This window comes from Tahibacter amnicola, assembly GCF_025398735.1.
GTDB classification, from domain to species: domain Bacteria; phylum Pseudomonadota; class Gammaproteobacteria; order Xanthomonadales; family Rhodanobacteraceae; genus Tahibacter; species Tahibacter amnicola.
In genome coordinates this window covers 3,770,888-3,785,305 of record NZ_CP104694.1, presented here as the reverse complement: position 1 = coordinate 3,785,305, position 14,418 = coordinate 3,770,888, and the positions used below count along the sequence as shown (strand labels likewise).

At 63.4% G+C, this 14,418-nt stretch carries 16 protein-coding genes and 2 pseudogenes; 7 read left to right on the top strand and 11 right to left on the bottom strand.

The window, feature by feature from the left end; genetic code table 11:
* Positions 1 to 12: 12 nt before the first annotated feature.
* Complete coding sequence (locus tag N4264_RS15085; RefSeq protein ID WP_261693065.1) at positions 13 to 1,050, top strand: DNA-binding protein; 1,038 nt, start codon at positions 13 to 15, stop codon at positions 1,048 to 1,050.
* 32 nt (positions 1,051 to 1,082) lie between these two features.
* Here N4264_RS15085 and N4264_RS15080 read toward each other — a convergent pair whose 3' ends face one another.
* From N4264_RS15080 to merT, 3 genes are read right to left on the bottom strand one after another with little or no spacing between them, the layout of a single operon-like run.
* Positions 1,083 to 1,421, bottom strand: a complete 339-nt coding sequence (locus tag N4264_RS15080; RefSeq protein ID WP_261693064.1) for a carboxymuconolactone decarboxylase family protein — start codon at positions 1,419 to 1,421, stop codon at positions 1,083 to 1,085.
* The gene (merP, locus tag N4264_RS15075) at positions 1,418 to 1,699 is read right to left on the bottom strand and encodes a mercury resistance system periplasmic binding protein MerP (protein WP_261693063.1); all 282 of its coding nucleotides are present in this window, start codon (positions 1,697 to 1,699) and stop codon (positions 1,418 to 1,420) included. The genes N4264_RS15080 and merP overlap by 4 nt, the downstream gene beginning before the upstream one ends.
* A 15-nt stretch (positions 1,700 to 1,714) precedes the next feature.
* Positions 1,715 to 2,065, bottom strand: coding sequence for a mercuric ion transporter MerT (gene merT, locus N4264_RS15070; RefSeq protein WP_261693062.1), 351 nt, complete (start codon positions 2,063 to 2,065; stop codon positions 1,715 to 1,717).
* Positions 2,066 to 2,132: 67 nt separating this feature from the next.
* On the opposite strand from merT, the gene merR reads away from it, so the two are divergent.
* The gene (gene merR / locus N4264_RS15065; protein WP_261693061.1) at positions 2,133 to 2,555 is read left to right on the top strand and encodes a mercury resistance transcriptional regulator MerR; all 423 of its coding nucleotides are present in this window, start codon (positions 2,133 to 2,135) and stop codon (positions 2,553 to 2,555) included.
* 271 nt (positions 2,556 to 2,826) lie between these two features.
* Here merR and N4264_RS15060 read toward each other — a convergent pair whose 3' ends face one another.
* Positions 2,827 to 3,150: a DUF6122 family protein gene (locus N4264_RS15060; protein WP_261697636.1), complete on the bottom strand. Its 324-nt coding sequence runs from the start codon at positions 3,148 to 3,150 to the stop codon at positions 2,827 to 2,829.
* A gap of 294 nt (positions 3,151 to 3,444) precedes the next feature.
* On the opposite strand from N4264_RS15060, the pseudogene N4264_RS25845 reads away from it, so the two are divergent.
* A pseudogene (locus tag N4264_RS25845) lies at positions 3,445 to 3,591 on the top strand (heavy-metal-associated domain-containing protein); the annotation flags it as partial.
* A 47-nt stretch (positions 3,592 to 3,638) separates the two neighbouring features.
* Here the strand turns inward: N4264_RS25845 and N4264_RS25840 are convergent.
* From N4264_RS25840 to N4264_RS15025, 7 genes and pseudogenes are all read right to left on the bottom strand, one after another.
* Positions 3,639 to 3,701, bottom strand: a pseudogene (locus N4264_RS25840) (hypothetical protein); the annotation flags it as partial.
* Positions 3,702 to 4,026: 325 nt separating this feature from the next.
* Entirely contained in the window at positions 4,027 to 4,431 is a 405-nt protein-coding gene (locus N4264_RS15050) for a hypothetical protein (protein WP_261693059.1), read from the bottom strand.
* Positions 4,432 to 5,054: 623 nt separating this feature from the next.
* Entirely contained in the window at positions 5,055 to 5,843 is a 789-nt protein-coding gene (locus tag N4264_RS15045) for a multiheme c-type cytochrome (protein ID WP_261693058.1), read from the bottom strand.
* Complete coding sequence (locus N4264_RS15040; RefSeq protein ID WP_261693057.1) at positions 5,840 to 6,520, bottom strand: hypothetical protein; 681 nt, start codon at positions 6,518 to 6,520, stop codon at positions 5,840 to 5,842. Before N4264_RS15040 ends, N4264_RS15045 begins: the two co-directional genes overlap by 4 nt.
* A 2-nt stretch (positions 6,521 to 6,522) precedes the next feature.
* Positions 6,523 to 8,406 (bottom strand): 2Fe-2S iron-sulfur cluster-binding protein, encoded by a 1,884-nt coding sequence (locus N4264_RS15035; protein ID WP_261693056.1) that lies wholly within the window; start codon positions 8,404 to 8,406, stop codon positions 6,523 to 6,525.
* 48 nt (positions 8,407 to 8,454) lie between these two features.
* The gene (locus N4264_RS15030; protein ID WP_261693055.1) at positions 8,455 to 8,823 is read right to left on the bottom strand and encodes a Spy/CpxP family protein refolding chaperone; all 369 of its coding nucleotides are present in this window, start codon (positions 8,821 to 8,823) and stop codon (positions 8,455 to 8,457) included.
* 411 nt (positions 8,824 to 9,234) lie between these two features.
* Entirely contained in the window at positions 9,235 to 9,960 is a 726-nt protein-coding gene (locus tag N4264_RS15025) for a periplasmic heavy metal sensor (RefSeq protein WP_261693054.1), read from the bottom strand.
* Between the two features lie 608 nt (positions 9,961 to 10,568).
* Here N4264_RS15025 and N4264_RS15020 point away from each other — a divergent pair.
* Genes N4264_RS15020 through N4264_RS15005 form a run of 4 tightly spaced genes read left to right on the top strand, consistent with a single transcriptional unit; the run spans position 10,569 to position 14,403 of the window.
* Entirely contained in the window at positions 10,569 to 11,069 is a 501-nt protein-coding gene (locus N4264_RS15020; protein WP_261693053.1) for a MerR family transcriptional regulator, read from the top strand.
* Complete coding sequence (locus N4264_RS15015; protein ID WP_261693052.1) at positions 11,066 to 11,350, top strand: DUF2933 domain-containing protein; 285 nt, start codon at positions 11,066 to 11,068, stop codon at positions 11,348 to 11,350. Before N4264_RS15020 ends, N4264_RS15015 begins: the two co-directional genes overlap by 4 nt.
* Positions 11,351 to 11,362: 12 nt before the next feature.
* Positions 11,363 to 12,019 carry a methyltransferase family protein gene (locus N4264_RS15010; RefSeq protein ID WP_261693051.1) on the top strand — a complete coding sequence of 219 codons (657 nt, stop codon included), beginning with the start codon at positions 11,363 to 11,365 and terminating at the stop codon, positions 12,017 to 12,019.
* Positions 12,016 to 14,403, top strand: coding sequence for a heavy metal translocating P-type ATPase (locus N4264_RS15005; protein ID WP_261693050.1), 2,388 nt, complete (start codon positions 12,016 to 12,018; stop codon positions 14,401 to 14,403). Before N4264_RS15010 ends, N4264_RS15005 begins: the two co-directional genes overlap by 4 nt.
* Positions 14,404 to 14,418 lie beyond the last annotated feature (15 nt).

The window sequence follows — 14,418 nt, the reverse complement described above, 5'->3', positions numbered from 1 at the left end:
GAGGATGATCCGATGGCACGCGGCGGCGTCTATAAGACCGAAGTCGAGAAGGCGCGCAATGCGCTGCTGGCCCAGGGCAAGCACCCCTCCGTGGACGCGCTGCGCGTGGCGCTCGGCAACACCGGTTCCAAAACCACGATCCATCGATACCTCAAAGAGCTCGAGGCTGAGGACGCGCAGGGCGTCGGCGGGAAATATCCGATCAGCGACGCGTTAGCGGATCTCGTAAGCCGCCTGGCCGGGCAGCTCAATGCCGAGGCTGATGCTCGCATCGCCGAGGTCCAGGCGCATTGCGACGCCCAGCTGCGCGATCGCGCGGCCGCGCTGGAACAGGCCCGCCAGGAAACCACCACGCTGACCGCCCAACTGCGCCGTACCGAGGAGACGCTGCAGTCCGTCCAGGTCGAGCACAAGGCCACCCAGACCGGCCTGGCCGACGCGACCGCCACGGTGCGGCAGCTCGAAGAGCGTGTCGCCGGCGTCACCGCACGCCTGGCCGAGCGCGACACGCACGTGCAGTCCCTGGAGCAGAAGCACGCGCACGCCCGCGAGGCGCTGGAGCACTACCGGACCGCCATCAAAGACCAACGTGACCAGGAACAGCGACGCCACGAGCACCAGGTGCAGCAGCTGCAGGTGGATCTGCGCGAAGCCCGCGACAGCCTCATCGGCAAGAACCAGGAGCTGCTGCAGCTCAATCGCGACAACGTCCGGCTGACCGAACAGGCTGGCCAGCACGACCGTGAGGCACGCGACCTGCGCGCGCAACTGCGCCGGCTCGACGAGGAAGTCCAGGCGCTACGACCTGTCGCCCGCGAACGCGACAACCTGCAGACCCGCTGGGCGCAGGAGCAACTCGCCATTGAGGGCCTGCGCGCGGACGTAGCGGCCGCGCGCGACGCGCTGGTAAGGGAACAGGTTGCGCGCCAGGCCGCCGAGACCACCGCCGCGCACGCCACCGCACGCGCCCAGGCCTTCGACGAATTGCTCGCTCGGCGTGGGGCGATCTCACCCGGCGAGATCCTGCCGCCGGCACCCACCGGCGCGTAGAGCCGGTCCGCCTCGCCGCGGTCGGCGGTGTGTCAGGGATGGGCGCAGCAAGACTCCTCGCGCGGTCCGTCGGCACTGTCGGTGGGTTTGGCCGCCGCAAGCGCCTTGAGCGCCCAGGTTTCCCCGACGCAACCGCCCATCACCGAGGCCACCGCCAACATTTCCGACAGCTCCTCCCTGGTGGCTCCCAGCTCGACCGCCTTGCGCGCGTAGTGCGTCAGGCAAGGCTCGCAGCGCGCACTGACCGACCACAACAATGCACCCAGCACCTTGGTGCGAGAACTCAGCACCCCGTCGGTATACAGCACCGCCTGGCGCATCTGCTCAACGTGCGATGCCGCCACATGGAAAGGATTCGACGGCATGCTCATGGCTTCACGCTCGACGGGTAGCCAGCGTTCTGCGTGGCCGACGTCAGTGCGCTCACATCGGTCTTGGCATCGTCGTAGGTCACAACGGCTTCCTTGGGCTCCCAGGTGACCTTCGCCTCGGTGACGCCGTCGACCTTTTGCAATGCTTTCTTGACCGTAATCGGGCACGTGGCGCACGTCATCGACGGCACCGACAACGTGACCGTTCGGGTGCCCGCGATCGCCGGGGCGGTGCCGATCGAGAACAGCAGCAAGGAGGAGGTGAATAGCTTTTTCATCGGAATGATCCTCGATTAATAGAAGAGCGGCATGGCGTAGGGAAATCCGATCGCGACGACCACTAGCGTCGCGACGATCCAGAAGAACGCTTTGTAGCCCCGGCGAACTCGCGGCGCAGCACAGATCTCGCCAGGGGCACAGGCCTGCGTTGGCCGGAAGATGCGCCGCCACGCGAGCGACAAGGCGATCAACGCAGCGGCAATGAACCAAGGACGGTACGGTTCCAGGGTCGTGAGATTGCCGATCCACGCGCCGCTGACGCCCAACGTCACGAGCACGAGTGGCCCCAGGCAGCACGTGGAAGCCAGTAGCGCTGCCACGCCGCCGATCGCCAAGGCGCCGCGGCCATCTCCACGCTGCGTCATGTGCTTTGTCCTTTCCGGCATCTGTGCGCTAACGTTACGACCGTACTTAAGTACGGAATCAAGCACCGTGAACACCCGTTCCGAACCATTAACCATCGGTGCGTTGGCCAAGTCGGCCGGCGTCAACGTAGAAACCATCCGTTTCTACCAGCGCAGGGGCTTGCTCGCAGAGCCGAATCGGCCTCATGGCGGCATACGCCACTATGGGCCGACGGACGTCGCCCGGGTGAGATTCGTGAAATCGGCGCAGCGATTGGGCTTTAGCCTGGACGAAGTCGCGCAGTTGCTCAGGCTGGAAGATGGTACCCATTGCCGCGAGGCATCCGCATTGGCATCAGCGCGACTCGCAGACGTGCGTGCACGTCTGAATGATCTGCAGCGCATGGAGTCCGCACTATCCGAACTGCTCGAAGCCTGTTCGACGCGGACCGGGAAAGTGTTTTGCCCGCTGGTCGCTTCCTTGCGCGAAGACGCCGGCATGTCGAGTTGACTCACCGCGGATCAAACCCACAGTGCAGGCCCTAGGACGCGATTTGTCCGCCGTCCTGGCCGGGGGCAGCTAGGTCGCCACAAATTGCACGAAAACCGAGGTCACCCCAATCATTTCGGCGCATGGCGGCATCGTGCGGCAGGCGAACATTGCAGTTAGCCAAGGTGGCTAATGGGAGTACCGTAGGTGCGGTACGTGTCCGCTACCTTGATCAGGATCAATCGCGCGCTTGGGAACAAGCGCTCGGACCATTTGGAATGGTGCCGTGATGTCACGAGTGGCTTGCGGCCATCCAGATGCAATCGAGCGCATCCAGTAGAACGTGGATGCACAACCCAAGTCCGAGCCAACGTGTCCGTTGCCACGCGGTTAGCCCCAAATAAGCCACAGCCGCTGGCACGGTGTGCAACGGATGGAAACCGATGCTGCAGCGGTCAGGAACATAGGTCGACTCAGCGAGCAGGTGATCGACATCGATGAGCCAACCCACCAACAGCCAGAGCCAACATTGTCGCCATCGGGAGCGGTATCCCCACCACGCCACCGCCCATGGCACGACGACGTGAAGGACGATATGGACGGTCGGCCGCGCCATCTCCAACGCATCGACAAGCCCCGCCATAGCCATAGTCAACCGAATCCGTGACAGCAGTGGACACATGGGCAAGCGAGTGGCGTGCCCGACGACAAGGGGGTGTCACTATACGTGGCAGCGTGCGGACTTCCGCAAGTGCAGACGGGCGAACCAGATGCGCTGAGACACTTCGTCCAAGGGCATTGACCTTCCTATCATGGGAACCATCAGGATCGCCTCCAGTCCACCAGGAGGCCGCCCATGACCAACCAATCCCCCACAATGTCGCCGCTGGAGATCCCATTTCGTTTCGGCGTAGAGGGCATAACTTGTGCATCGTGCGTCCGACGCGTGGAGAAGGCGCTGCTGGCGACGCCGGGCGTTACCGTCGCCACCGTCAATCTAGCGACCGCAACCGCGGAAGTGCAGACCAACGGCTCGCTCACGTTTGACCTTGCGGCCACGGTACGAAACACCTGTCCCGGGAACTCGCGACCGTCACGCTGGCGGATCGCCCAGCGTAGGAAAGCGGCATGGCTGCGTACGTGGAATGGGGTGTGAAAATTGCCCAATCACGTGGCTGTGCTCGAACGCTGCATACGCCACCTCGTTGTCGCCCGCGGCGAGGGATCGGTATCCCGTCGCCAACCTCTTCAACTCAATATCCCGCTGGCTGGCCATTGGGTAACCTCCTCAGGAATGCCCCTTTACCGAACCCAACCTGACCGCGTCCGGCTGTGTGCAGGGTGATGCCGCGGCGATAGCCTACGTGTGTCGTCGCTCCGCCGCGCCGGAAAGGCTACCAGCGTTATGCTGCGACACCTCCTGCAGGTGCCGCAGCATGAACATTCGCCGAGCCAAATTCCCGCTTTGCCCAGGGGCATCCGATCGGTCGAGTTACTGCTTACGTTCAGCCAGCTCCACGCTGTCGTATTGGTCGGCCTTTCCGGAAATGACCGTCGCCTCTGCGTAGTGGTCGTCGACAATGGCGTCGATGCGGACCTTGCCGACAACTTCGCGCCTGTATTCGCCCATACCTCTGGGACCTGTGCTGACGCGCTGATGATGTACGACGTCCAGCTCCTGTCCGACGGTTGCACCATCGGCGCGACCGGTGCAAATAACCAGCTTTACGTCCTTGAGTTCGACAATCTGGCCGCGCATGAAAAACGTGTGACGCGGCGACGACGAGTCAGCGGCGGTCACCGTCGCAGCGGCAACTAAGCCGAACAGTAGCAGGCCGAGCATCGAACGGCGGCAATGCAGCGGCTTGGATGCGAGCGTGTTGGCAAATCGGTTCATAGGGAATACCTCTCAAGAAATGCCAGTACCGGACGGCGCCCCTACTGCGTCAGATGGCCGGCTCCATCGAACAAGGCGAAAGCACATTGTCTCACTGCCCTCGTGACGGTTCGTCCTGGGTGTCCCATCCTGGACGAACTGAGCCACGCGGAAGGCGCGACCGTGGGGCGGCCGCGCCTCATCGACCTACTGCCGACGACCTGTCGGTCGTTCGGTCCTAACCGAAGCGCCGCGCTGGCCCGCCTGTGCTGCCATGGTTTCACAGGATTCCGCGCAACGTTCGCACGCATTCGTCCATGTCACCGACAGTAAGGCAACTCTCGACGCAGTCACGGCAGATTTGTGCGCGCAGGTGTCGGGTAGAAAAGTCGTCACGGCGGTGCCTTCTGCACGATCTTAGCTGTCCGCGCGCTCATGGTGGGGCCGCGCGATGCGTAAACGGTCGGTTTGTCTGCAGCACGTGCAGGTCGGACTCATGAGAGTGCCGGCCAAACCGATGCCAAGGAGTTGCCTGAGAGTCGGGCGAATGGGTCCGGTCTTCTTCATGCTTGCTCCAGCGGCCCAGGCTGCACCCCAACGGTACCAAACCAGGAGCCGTTCCTAAATTGACGCAGGTCAATTGCTTAGTGGTGCTTGTACACGCCGACGTTTCGGATGTCGTTCCACGCCGTCGTCTGGTGACACAGATAGCACTCGCGAACCCGCGCCGAGGGCTGGGCTGCGACCTTCGCAGAGACCATTTTGAAGTGCTCCATGTAATGACTCGGCGGCGCCTTGTGGCACTGTGCGCAGTCGAGCGAATCCGGGGCGGGATGTCGGTACTCCGCGAGCGTCCACTGCGTCGTCGCGTGACATTGCGCGCAGTCGCGCCCGAACAGGCCGCCATGGCGGTCCTTGCTCGCATGGCAGGTCGAGCAATCCAGCACGCGCTCCGCGGATGACAGATGTGGGTTGTCGCGTGCTGGCGCGGCGGACGTGTCCCGTGTCACCCACGACGCCACCTGGTGATACAGCAGCCCGGCATCGCTGTCCGGCGCCTCGCTCAGGAGTTGCCGCAAGCCGATTTGCGCGAGCTTTTGATGGTCCATTCCCGGCGAGAGCCCAGGCACCGGATCGTGCTCGCGATGGCACTGCGCGCACTCGTTGACGCTCGAATGAAAGGCGGTCGCTTGGCGCTGTAGCAGCGCCGTTTCATTGGCATGGCAGACGATACAACTGCTGGACTCCACGCCTTTGATGGGTGTGTGGCAGGCGGCGCATCGGTCCGCCAGGAACGTGTGTCCTGGGGACAATGGTCCGGGGCTGGCCTGCCGCTGCCAAACCGCCACGTCCAGCAACGATGATTTGCGCGGCCAGGCCAAGGTGGCCGTGCCGACAAGGACGAAGATGACGAGCGCGGCGAATTTCTTCATGGCGTCGCCGACGGGAACCAGCGCAGGCCGAACTCAAGCGCGGCCCAGACGTGCAGGCCGAGAAGTCCGTAGAGGATGGCCGAGATCATCAAGTGAAATTTCAGCCACTGCGAGAAGAAGGCCCGTATCCGCTCTTCGGTGCGAATGCCGTATTCGAGGTCGGCCATGGACTCGACGACCGCCAGGGACGGCTTGACTGTCGGGCCATCTCCATTGGCCTTGGCCACCAGGCCGGACAGTTGGACGAACGTGTTCCGCAGCGCCCCGAGATGAGCCTGCTTGGTGCGGACGTCCTCGGCGATGAAACCGAGCAGGTAGCGTCCGACGAAGCCGCTGAGCACCACGAGCAACGTCATTGCGGTCAACGCCACTCCCAGCGGGCTTTGGAATTTGTGCCCGCTATGGATGAGGACGAGTGCCGTGCCGGCAAGACCTGAATAGATGTGCCAGATAAGGAAAGTGCGCATACCGGGCCCCACGGCACGGCGCAACGGAGAAATGCGCTTGACGATGGAATAGACCAGCGGGACGAGCATTAGAAGCGTGCCCGACACGGCAAATACGCCGCCCCACCCGCTGCCAGCGAAGTCGGCTGAACGATGCACGAAAAACCCGAGCCACAACACCGTGAGCAGGGCGACGATGCTTGCGACGACAGCGCGATCATGCTGGCGCATGCTTAGGCCTCGACCGTCACATCTGCGCTCGCCCTCGCTTGGCACGCCAGCACCATTCCCGCGGCCCGGTCCGCAGGCGTCAGTCCGTCATCAACCTCCATCGTCACTTGGCCGGCCACGACCCTAACCTTGCAGACACCACAGAAGCCCTGCCGGCAGGAATAGTCGATCGCAACGCCCACCGCCTCGGCCGCTTCGAGTACGGTCATGTCAGGCGGTAAGAGGGCCTTCTTTCCTGAGCGAGAGAAGCTGCACGTCGCGATCACGCTGGCCGGTACGGCCTCGCCGGCCGGAGCGCACCTGACCTCCGGTGTCAGGAATAGCTCGGTGTGCACCTGTTCAGGCGTGACGCCGAGTCGTGTGAAGATTTTGCCCATCGCGTCAAGCATCGGCGGCGGCCCGCAAAGATGGATGCGACGGGTACCGAGGTCGGGCACGGTGCGCGTTAGCAAGTCTGCTGTGACGAAGCCAAGCTCCCCGCTCCAGGACTCGGAGGCCTCCTCCAGTACAAGCGTCACGTGCAAGTTTGGATGGCGCTTGGCCAGGTAACCCAGCTCTTCGCGAAAAATGACATCCTCAAGCCGCGGACAGGCGTAGATGAGCCAGATCTCGCCCGCCCAGCTCTGGTCGGTCAAAAAGCGCAGCGAGCTCATCAGTGGCGTGATGCCGACGCCGCCAGCAATCAGGACGACGTCAGGGGCCTCGTGGCCACGGAAAGTGAAGCGACCATACGGACCGGTTGCCTCTAGCACGTCGCCGACGTTGACTTGCTCATGGAGATGACCGGAGACCACGCCGCCGGGAGTGTGCTTCACCGTGATCTCGCACCAGCCATGGCAGCACGGTGAGGACGCGATGGAATAGGAGCGCTTGACGACCTTGCCGTTGGTATTGACGGCGATGGTCAGGAACTGTCCGGGCTCGAACGCAAACGGCAGTTCCTCGCCCGCCGATGGCGCAAGACGAAAGGTCTTGACGTTGGCGGTCTCGCGAAAGATGCGCGCAACGCGCAACTGTCCCGACCAGCTGCCGGTAGTCGAGACCGGCATTGCCGCGCGTAGGCCGGGGCCCGGCTGGCCGGTTGCTGCCGGGGTCATCGTGCTCGGCACCAAGTCTGCGGACGTGGCGACCGGGAGGGGACTTGCCGGGAAAGCGTCGCCCATCCGATTTCCCACCGCAGCCGGCGCACCAACAAGCTGCGCCGCTAGCGCGCTCGCACGCCGTTGTCGCGCGAGGAAGATCCAGAGCAATACCGCCGCAAGGGCTCCGGTGAAGACCATAGTCACATAGTGAAACGCCGACAGGCCAAAGAAGCCATGTGGCGCCGGTGCGCTACCTACAGGCATCAGGTTCATCTCGCGCTTGAACCATTGCATGGCGATGTTGCGCGGGGCCTTGCCCTCGGCCAGTGCTCGCTGCGCAGCCAGCCCGCTTTCGAACTGCGCGATCCCCTGCCGTAACGATGCGGTCGCCCTCTGCATGGCAGGATAGTCGTCACGCCGGGCGGTCTCGGCTAGCTCGTCGACGGCCTGTGACATCAGTCCAGCGCCCACCTGCATACGCTCTCGAGCTTGTTTGAGCACCTGCTCGCGCTTTTCGAGCGGGAGATCGGGCAGTTCCATCAACGATGGATAAATTTCCTTGGGCGGTGGAGCTCCCATCCGCTCCATCATTTTCTCCATCCCCTGCGCCATGTTAGTCGCGGGTGCGCCCGGCTGTGCCATGGACGGCGGCATGCGCACATCAGAGGGGGCGGCAACGGGTGCAGGCTGCGTCCCTGAGGGATGGTGACTGGCATGCTCAGCGGCAGGGTCCTGCGCCGCAGCAATCCTTGCGCACAGCGCGGCGGCCAGCAGGCAAGCCAGTAGGCAGTCGGAGCGCTTCATCGCGCTGAGTTCGCTAGTCGGATCATGTGCGCTCCGGTTCGCCTGCTGCTACGGTGTCATGCCGAGCACGGCGCGACGTTGCTCGTCAGTAAGCACCCCGGCTGCTTCGCCGATCGCACGGATATAGGCCAGGCGACGCTGCACCTGCAACTCCTCAATGGCCCGAGCCTGGGCCTCGATCTTGCTGATGTCGGGCTGGTCCATCCCCGTTAGAACGAACATCTGCTGCTCAGCCTCCTCGATCTTGCGCTGCGCGGCGGAGCGCTCAAGCAACGCCTTCTCCCGGATGCGGCCCAATCGCAGTTGCTGGTCCGCATTGAGCTGCACATGCTGCGGGTGGTTGAGGAAGAATCCGTCAGCGCCGACGTGGTATAGGTGCGACGTGCCGGGAAAGCCTGGGAGGGCGTTGGGCGGCACGGCGCCAGGGGGGGCATCGCACCAGAAGCGTTTGCACCTCCCATAGCGCCCATGCTTCCCATCTCACTCATGCATTCCATGCAGCCCATACCCATACCCGTCGATGAGGGGCTCTGGCTCATTTGCGCGGGCTGCCCTGTAGGTGCCGAACCCATCGGCATCGTGTCGCTCGCCAGGGCACCTGGCACGACAGCGAGGGTCGTGATGATTCCTGCGAGGACCACATGCAGTGACCAACTCGATCCAACAATCAACTTGTTCATTTTGACACCTCATTCAAGAGTTTGCGGCTCGATTGCTCTAGAGATTTCAGCTAATCCGACGAGTGTGTGAGAATCCATCCGTCGACTTCCTGCAGACGCTGGTCATGCCGCTCAGGCGCCAGCGCCCCCACAGCACTTTTCGCGGCAATCATGGAGCTGACCCGAGCACGACATGCCGCTGCTCTGCGGACAGAACCTGCGCTGCCTCACCAACCGCTCGGATGAAGTGTAGACGGCCGGCGGTGCGCAGGGCTTCGATACGCCGGACTTGGGCCTCGATGCTCTCCGCATCGGGACGCGCAGCCGCGGTCAGCATGAATAGCCGCTGGTCCGCCGCCTCTATTTCGCGTCCGGCATCGGCGCGGGCCAGGAGTGCACGTTCACGGATTCCGGCGAGCGTGACCTGCTGCTCGACAGAAAGGCCGATGCGCTGGGATCGGCTGAGAAAGAAGTCCTCTGCTCCCAGGTGGTAAAGGTGCGGCTCGCCCGGGAAGCCGGGTAGCGTGTGCTCGGACGATGTGCCGGCGACGTCGATGTTAGATCGCTCCACGCCAAGGTCACGCGGGCAATCAGCGCAGTTCCACGCTGGCAGCTCGTGCGGTGGCGGAGACTGCCCCCAGCCCTCAGCTGGTCGAGTCGGCGCCAGCGGTTCGACACCCAGTCGCACTTGCAGAGCTCGGGTCTTGTCGCGTAGCTGCTCAAGTTGCAGCACCAGTGCCGAATCACGGGCGGGAAGGACGTTGCCGTCAAAATTGCCACGAATGGGGACGGCGGTCTCCGCTGCGGCAGCAACGGCCGTGGACGCGAATACCGCACGCGCGCACAGGTTCACGCAGCGTGGTCCGTGCCTGCGAACTTTTAGATCGGACTTCATCTGTGCGTGCACCTGTCTGGTATGCGGTCTTGGCAGACCATCGCGTGAGGCAACTTCACCGCCAGCTCGACGACATCGTTGATCGATCAGTTCGAGGACAGCGTAGAGACTGCGTTTTCTGGCACATTGACCTTGATCAACCAGAATGAGGAATGCGGTTGTCGGCGCTTGAATTGTTCCAAAATGAACACCCTCTATTAGCCACCGAGTTGCATGAGTGGACTTCTGCCACAAATTCCACGATGCCGGACTTACTTGAGCTCGCTCGATCGCGGCACAAATAGACCAACGCTAAAACAAACTCTACGAAATTTGCGGGGTTTTGTGGGTCCACCTGGCGACACTGCTGGCTCCCTCGTGCACGGACCGCGGCCGGGGAAATTGAAGCCCAAAGGCTTAGCTGACCGAATTGGCGAAACCGCTCTGGTTTCCGACCTATCCTGTTCGAACTCTAAGGAGCCGCAATTGATGCAGATCAATGTGTGGGCTGGCGCCCACCTCTAGCCTCACAAGCAGGCCGATCGTTCAAGCATTCGTCGGCCTGTCCGCATCGCGACACGCGGTGCCCCATTGACCTGTGTGCGACGCACAGGATTAGGGTCACAAGCATGGGCAAGATCGCTCCCGCAATTCGACGTCGGCGCACAACGCAGCCCGCTGATGGTTCCGGACTTTCGATCAGCCAGTTCGCGCGCGAGGTAGGAGAACCCCCGCACGTGATCCGCTACTACTGCAGGATCGGTTTGCTCGAGCCGAGCCACCGCAGCCAGAACGGATACCGCTTGTTCGACCGACGCGCCGTTCGCCGATCGATCTTCATTCGTCGCGCTCAGGGATTGGGCTTCACTCTGGAAGAGATCGCAGAGATCTTTCGTCATGCCCACAGCGGGAAGTCACCCTGCCCGCAGGTGCGATCAATCATCGAGCGACGCATTCCTCAGGTCGCCGAGCAACTCGATGGCTTGGTCGAGTTGCATCGCAGCATGACCCGTGCAGTAGCGCGCTGGCGCCGCCTTCCCGATCAGGTTCCGAGCGGCGATTTGATCTGCGCGCTGATCGAATCAGAACTTGAACCTCCCAAAGCTCGCCGAAACAGGAGCACGTCATGAACCGTCCACACGAAACCCACGGCTCGCCCCGACTCCTGCGTTGGGCCTTCTGGGGATTTGCCGCCATTGCGGGCTTCTTTCTCGTCACCGAGCACGGTGCTCATTTGCTCGGTGTGCTGCCCTACCTGCTGATTCTGGCTTGCCCGCTGATGCACATCTTCGGGCATCACGGGCACAGCCACGAACACGATCAGGAACCGCCGGATCAACCACCGGCGTCTAACGATCAGGCCGCAAGCGAGGAGCGCCGCAACTCGCGTGCCGGCCACCACCACCACTGACGGGAGCTCCCTATGCATACCTCAAATGGATACGGCTTGTGGGGGCTGGCGTTCCTCAATGCTGCCATCTTCATCTACTTCGCCTACAGCTACTACACGCCCAAGACCACTCGCGATTGGCGCAGCTTCGGCATGTACTCGGCTTTCATCGTTGCGCTGTTCGGCGAGATGTACGGCTTTCCGTTGTCGCTGTACTTCCTGTCCGGATGGCTCAGCACGCGCTTCCCAGGCGTCGACTGGCTTTCGCACGACGCAGGCCACGTGTTGGAAATGATGTTTGGCTGGCGAGCAAATCCGCACTTCGGCCCGTTCCACGTGGTGAGCTTCGTGCTCATCGGCCTGGGTTTCTGGCTACTTTCGCGTGCCTGGGCCGTGCTCTATCGCGCGCAGCGCAAAGGCTCAGTGGCGACCACCGGGCCGTACGCCAGGATTCGGCACCCGCAGTACGTGGGCTTCGTCGCGATCATGTTCGGCTTTCTGTTGCAGTGGCCGACGGTGCTGACGTTGCTGCTGTTTCCGATCATGGTCATAGCCTATTGGCGCCTGGCCAAGCACGAGGAGAAGGATAGCCTGGCGCACTTCGGCGATGCGTATCGCGCCTACATGGAACAGACGCCGGCTTTCATCCCGCACTGGCGTTCCAATCGCAGTCGGAGTGCGCCGACATGATTGCAGTTGCGACGTTGCGAACCGTCCGATGGCGATTGCCCGGGCTGCTTTCGGTTGGCTGCGGGCTGGGCGTCGAGCGCCGGCTGCGCAAGCTGACAGGTGTCCGCACCGCATCGGTCAATTTCGCTGCGAGTACGGCGGTGGTGACCTTCGATCCGGCGCTGCTCAGCGCGGGCGATGTTGCCGCCGCGATTCGCCACTGCGGGTACGACTGTCATCCGGCCCTTCCCGAGTGCGCCCAGAGCGATCGTGATGGTGCTGTGCCTGGGGTGGGCACAAACCGCGCCGCGCAAGTGGGTGCCGGACACGAACATCACCACGCCGCGCACGCGCCTGCGCCCCACGATCACAGCGCCATGGCGCACGATATGGGTCACGGCGCCGGCATGGACCTGCATGCGATGGCGCTCGACATGCGCCGGCGCTTCGCCGTCGCGATGCTCTTCGCGATCCCCGTGCTGGTGTGGTCGCCGATGGGGCTGATGACGCCGCCTCCTGCGCCGTTTGGACTCACGTTGAACGCCTGGTTGTTCGTCCTGGCTAGCGGCGCCGTGCTTTGGCCCGGCTGGCCGTTCTGGGTGGCGTCGATCCGCGCGCTGCGCAACGGCGTGCTCAACATGGCGGTGCTGGTGCTGCTGAGTGTGGGGACCGGCTACACCTTCAGTTTGGGCAGCACGTTTCTCTGGGACGGACCGCAGTTCTTCGAAGCGGCAGCGATATTGCTGGTTTTCATCCTGCTGGGACATTGGCTCGAGATGCGCGCGCGTGCCGGCGCCTCGGATGCAATTCGCACCCTGATGAATCTCTCTCCGCCCAAGGCCTTGGTTCGGCGCGACGGCAAGGAAATCGAAATGCCGACGGCCAACGTTGTGGTCGGCGACGTAGTGGTCGTCAAGCCCGGCAGCAAGCTGCCGGTCGACGGCGTGGTGGTGGAAGGAAGCTCCGTTGTCGACGAGTCGATGCTCACCGGCGAGTCGATGCCCATTCGTAAGAATCCCGGAGACAACGTAACCGGCGCCACCATCAACAAGAGCGGCGCTTTCGCCTATCGCGCGACCAAAGTCGGCGCCGATACGGCGCTGGCGCAGATCGTCAAGCTGGTGCAGGAGGCGCAGAACTCGAAGGCGCCGGCCCAGCTTCTGGCCGACCGCGCCTCGCAATGGCTGGTGCTGGCCGCCATCGTGATCGGACTCGTGACGTTCGCCGTGTGGTTCTGGTGGGTCGGTCAAACGCTGCTGTTCGCGATGACGCTGACCATTACCGTCTTCGTCATTGCCTGTCCCGACGCGCTGGGACTGGCCACTCCCATGGCGATCATGGTCGGGACCGGCCTGGGTGCCCGACACGGCATCCTGTTCAAGCACGCAGGAGCCATCGAAGCGGCGGCGCGGCTGGACGTCGTGGTGTTTGACAAGACGGGCACCCTGACTTTGGGCCAGCCCGAGGTCGTGGAGGTGGTGGCGGCGCCTGGCAGCAGCGCGGAGGAGGTCCTATCGATCGCGGCGGCGCTGGAGCGATCTTCCGAGCACCCGCTGGCGCAGGCGATCCTCAAGCGCGCTGAGGGGCTGGCGGAGCGAGCCGGCAGCGACTTCAGCAACATCGACGGGCAAGGCGCGCGCGGCCGTGTCGACGGCCATGCGGTTTTCCTGGGCAATCATCGACTGATGCAGGCACAGGGCATTGCACTCGGCGACCTGTCCGAAGCATCGGCGCGCTTGCAGGGAGCCGGCCGAACCGTGGTCCATGTCGCCGCCGATGGAGCGTCGCTCGGATTGATCGCGATTGCCGACGCCGTGCGACCCACGGCAGCAGTCACGGTGCAAACTTTGCGCGCACGTGGCGTCAAGGTCGCCATGTTGACCGGCGATAACCGTCCCACCGCCGAACGCATCGCCGCGGCTCTGGGCATCGACATCGTGCTCGCCGACGTGTTGCCAGGCAGCAAGGCCGACGAAGTGAAGAAGCTGCAGGCTCAGGGGCTTCGCGTGGCCATGGTTGGCGACGGCATCAACGACGCCCCGGCGCTGACCCAGGCCGACGTGGGTTTCGCCATCGGTGCAGGAACCGACGTGGCGATCGACAGCGCCGACGTGGTGCTGATGCGCAGCGATCCCTATGACGTCGTGCGTGCGATCGACATCGCCCGCGGCACGCTGCGCAAGATGCACCAGAACCTGTTCTGGGCCGTGGGCTACAACACGATCGCATTTCCCATCGCGGCGGGTGTCTTCTTTCCGCTCACGATCTCGCCGGAGATCGCAGCGCTGTCGATGTCGGGCAGCTCGGCTTTGGTGGCGATCAACGCGCTGCTGCTCAAGCGCTTGCGACTCGACCCGAGACCTGCGCACTCCGCCCAGCTCAAGCCATCCGTGGAGGCCGCATGAAGAGGCTCTCCGGAT